Source organism: Chloroflexota bacterium, assembly GCA_018648225.1.
In the GTDB taxonomy this organism is placed as follows: domain Bacteria; phylum Chloroflexota; class Anaerolineae; order Anaerolineales; family UBA11858; genus NIOZ-UU35.
Genome location: JABGRQ010000139.1, coordinates 1 through 4,294 on the forward strand (window position 1 = coordinate 1; position 4,294 = coordinate 4,294).

The following is a 4,294-nucleotide window of genomic DNA, read 5'->3' on the forward strand; positions in this document are numbered from 1 at the left end:
TTTATTGTCCGCTATGACATCTCCAGGCTATCACTTCCTTCTTGAGCACTACCCAGTGCGGAACGTGATTTGTATTTTTCTACCAACGCTCCCAACTTGGTATCAAATTTGGCAGGTGTTCCCTGAAATTCTGCCAACTGATGAAGTTGATTCAGTAAATCTGTTGCGTGATCATAGTTTGCAGCGGAATAGCCGCTTGCCAGCGTTCTTTCCACGTCCTGCCAGATTTGCGTTTCGCGCTTTGCCAATTCCTGCATGGCTGCGATGTGCCGTTTCCGGTTTTCCTCTATCTGGCGATGTGCTTCAGCCTCTCCCAAGTTCTCAGCAATTTCCAGCAACTCCCCAATGGTACGCGGAGCGGTTTGTGCTGTTGGTTTTGGCTGCTCAACGGAGAGCAATCTTTTGCGCAAGGCAGCAACCGCGCCCGGCTCGGCATGAACGATTTTGAGTAGGAAGTCGTCACATTCCTGACGGGTGAGACGGGAGATGAGCGGGGCGAAATCCTGCTCTTTTAACGGCAGCAAGTTTGGGCTACGTTCGGCTGCGGCTGCGACCAGAAACGGGTCGATCTCAAGGAAGTCGATCAAAGCCTCTAATGGCGGAGTCAGTTTTTTCAATCCTGCCGGCTGAGGCGGTTCGGGATCATTGAAAAAGTTCTCCGGGTCATCTTCGTCTTCATCATCGTATTCTGAGCGCTCGCTCATCGCCTTAAGCCAGCCGATGTACAAGGCGCGATAATCGCCTTGGAGAATGTCATCCCGCAGGCGCGCCAGCGTTGAAAGCAAGCCGCGCTCTTCGAGCCATTCATCGAAGCCCTCATCCTCATTCATTTCAAATTCCAGAATATGGACGTCGCCTATGGTTTTGATGTGTAGAAATTCTTCATCGCAATAGGTGGCGTCAATAGCGGCGGCATCCAGCAAGCCTTTTGGGAAACGAAATGCCAGATGGCGCGTGCCCCAGTTGGCAAGATAAAGATAGGCGTCGAAATATTTTGCCAATACATCAAGCGGATCATGCTTAAAATCGCCCCAATTGTAGGTCACGATTGCCTGGCTGGCGGTGACGTCAATATGGCTGGACAAGGCATCCACCGCATTTTGTTCTGCTGCGGTCAGCGGGCGCTCATGGGTTTGCCATTCATAATATTGATATTCGCTCATTTTTTCCTTTGATGATAAACTTTTCTACAGTATAAACGAAAGAATTGAAACCAGCCTATGAATATTCTCCATGCCCATTTCCAGCCGCCCGGGGTCATTTTTTGGGAAGAAATATCCGACGCGCCCCAGCCTGCCAGGCAACGCGGACGCATCGCCCAAAACCCCAAAGCCAAAGCGCATCCTTTCAGCGCGCCGCCTGATCTGGACGGCGAAAAACGCACTTTTTCTCTGCGCCTGCCAGCCGTGCGCGGCGTTCCGCTGCCCTCACTAAGCCTAAGCCACAATTGGGATATTGACACAGAAAACCCCGTTTTAGCCCCTTTTTTTGTGGATGGGATTTGGCTGCCGCCCGCCGAAGCGCTGACCGTTCTCCTGACCTATACCACGCCCCGATCAGGTGCAGTCGCAACGCCCCTGACCGGAGCCTGCTTCCGTTATTGGAACAAAGTCGCAGCCCTGGCATTGGAAACGCTCGCCGCGCAGAAACTCGTTCCGATCATCGACGGCGAAGATGCGCGCTGGCTGCCCGTTTTGGATAGTCCCCGTGATGCCCAAAGGTTAAGCCAGCTCAAAGCTGCCATGCCGCCCATCTGCCGCGCTGAGTTCCCCTCTCTCGCTGGGAGAGGGGCTAGGGGTGAGGGCAAAAGCGAAGATATTTCGCCCCGCATCCTGCTGACAACCTTCATCAACATCTTTTGTGATGCCCTCGCGCGCGAATGGGGGCAGGATGCCGCACCCAAATTCCACAAAAGCGATGATGAAAATGTCCACCGCTGGCTCGAAGCCCTATTCACCGAAAATCCTGAAATCAAACTTTCGACCAACCCCTTGCGCAGTCTTGCCTCCAGCTACAAAGCCTGGATGCGTAATTTGCACGTCGCCGGGGATGCCGCCTTTCGGGTCACATTTCGGTTGGAAGCGCCTGCCCTGCAAGAAGAGCGCTGGCAATTGCATTACCTGATCCAAGCCAAAGATGATCCCAGCCTGTTGATCCCCGCTGACGAAGTCTGGAAGAAAACCAGAGGCGCTTTGACGCATCTTGGGCATCGTTTTGAGCAGCCGCAAGAGAAATTGCTAGCAGGATTGGGGTACGCCGCTCGCCTATTTACCCCGATTACCGACAGTCTGAAAAGTAAACGTCCCAGCGAATTGGCAGTGGATGCCAGCGGCGCATACACCTTCCTGCGCGAGACTGCGCCGATTTTGGAGGGCGCGGGCTTTGGCATTCTCGTCCCGCCTTGGTGGAACAAGAAGGGAGCGCGGCTTGGCGTCAAGGTCAAGATGCAGTCGCAAAAGGATAAAGTTGCGCCGGGACGGATGTCGATGGAGAATTTGATCAGCTATCGCTGGCAGCTCTCGGTCGGCGAAACGGAATTGAGCGAAGAAGAATTCCGTGCCTTGGCGAAGTTGAAGTCACCGTTAGTGCAAATTCGCGGTCAGTGGGTTTCGCTGGATGCCGAACAGATTGACGCCGCAATCAAATTCTGGGAGAAGCAAAAACTTCAGGGTGAGATGAGCCTGCTTGAAGCGCTGCGCATGGGCTTGGGCGGCGAGACATCCGCAAGCGGGCTGCCGATTGACGGCGTGGAGACGGATGGTTGGCTTTCAGCGTGGTTGGAGAATTTTTCGCAATCCGAAAAGCTGGAAGAACTGCCCCAGCCCGCAGGGTTGGATGGTCAATTGCGCCCGTATCAACAATATGGCTATTCGTGGCTGGTATTTTTGCGCCGCTGGGGCTTGGGCGCTTGTCTGGCAGACGATATGGGTTTGGGGAAAACCATCCAAACCATTTCGCTGTTGTTGCTTGAAAAAGAAGGGCAGACACATGGGCAGACACATAGGTCTGCCCCTACGTTATTGATTGCGCCGACATCGGTGGTGACCAACTGGGAGCGGGAGATTGGCAAGTTTGCGCCCGGGTTGCAGACTTATGTTCATCGGGGGGCAGACAGGCTCAGGGCAAGGGCGTTTCGGGAGGCGATCCAGGATAAGGATGTGGTACTGACCAGTTATCCGGTAGCGCGGCGGGACGCAGAATCCATCCAACCTATCCAATGGAAAGCGGTGATTTTGGATGAGGCGCAGAATATCAAAAATCCCGATGCCAAACAGACGCAGGTCATCCGCAAACTGGATGCCGATTTTCGGATCGCGCTGACGGGGACGCCGGTCGAAAATCGCCTTTCGGAATTGTGGTCGATCATGCAGTTTTTGAACCCCGGCTATTTGGGCGCGCGCAAGGCTTTTCGGGAAAATTTTGCCATCCCGATTGAGCGCTATCAGGATCAGGCTGCGCTGGAAGAACTAAAAGCGCTGACGACGCCCTTTATTTTGCGGCGCGTCAAGACCGACCCACGCGTGATCTCGGACCTGCCGGAGAAGGTGGAGACGAAGGTTTACTGCACGCTGACCGATGAGCAGGCGACGCTTTACGAGGCGGTGGTGCAGGATGTGATGCAGGAGATCGAGAGCGAAGAGGGGGTCAAGCGGCGCGGGCTGGTGTTGAGCATGTTGATGCAGTTGAAGCAGATTTGCAACCATCCCGTGCAGTATTTGCATCAGGCTGGGACGGATTTTTCGCTGGACGGGCGCAGCGGTAAGCTGGAGCGTTTGGGCGAGTTGCTGGAGGAGATTTTGGCAGAGGGCGACCGAACATTGATCTTTACCCAATTTTCGGAGATGGGGGAGATGCTGGCGGATCACCTGCCGAGGACGTTTGGCGCGGCGACACAGTTTTTGCACGGCGGTACGCCCGCAAAGAAGCGTGACCAAATGGTGAAACGTTTTCAGGAGGATGAACAGGCTCCGCCAATCTTTATCCTGTCGCTGAAGGCTGGCGGGACCGGTTTGAACCTGACACGCGCCAACCATGTTTTCCACTTTGACCGCTGGTGGAATCCCGCCGTCGAAGACCAAGCAACCGACCGCGCTTTTCGTATTGGGCAAAAGCGTAATGTGCAGGTACACAAATTTGTGACCACCGGTACGCTGGAGGAGATGATCGACGACATGATTGAATCGAAAAAGGGGCTGGCGCAAGCAGTAGTGGGGTCTGGTGAAAATTGGCTGACAGAAATGAGCACGGATGAACTGCGGAACGTCATTTCACTGCGTAGACAGTAGATAGTAGA

2 protein-coding genes are annotated in these 4,294 nt (G+C 54.3%); one reads left to right on the forward strand and one right to left on the reverse strand.

From position 1 onward, the window contains the following. Positions 1-11: 11 nt before the first annotated feature. A complete protein-coding gene (locus HN413_13680; GenBank protein ID MBT3391445.1) occupies positions 12-1,163 on the reverse strand; it encodes a hypothetical protein in 1,152 nt (383 codons plus the stop codon). Positions 1,164-1,220: 57 nt separating this feature from the next. Between HN413_13680 and HN413_13685 the strand changes: the two genes are divergently transcribed. Beyond that, the gene (locus tag HN413_13685; GenBank protein MBT3391446.1) at positions 1,221-4,286 is read left to right on the forward strand and encodes a DEAD/DEAH box helicase; all 3,066 of its coding nucleotides are present in this window, start codon (positions 1,221-1,223) and stop codon (positions 4,284-4,286) included. Positions 4,287-4,294 lie beyond the last annotated feature (8 nt).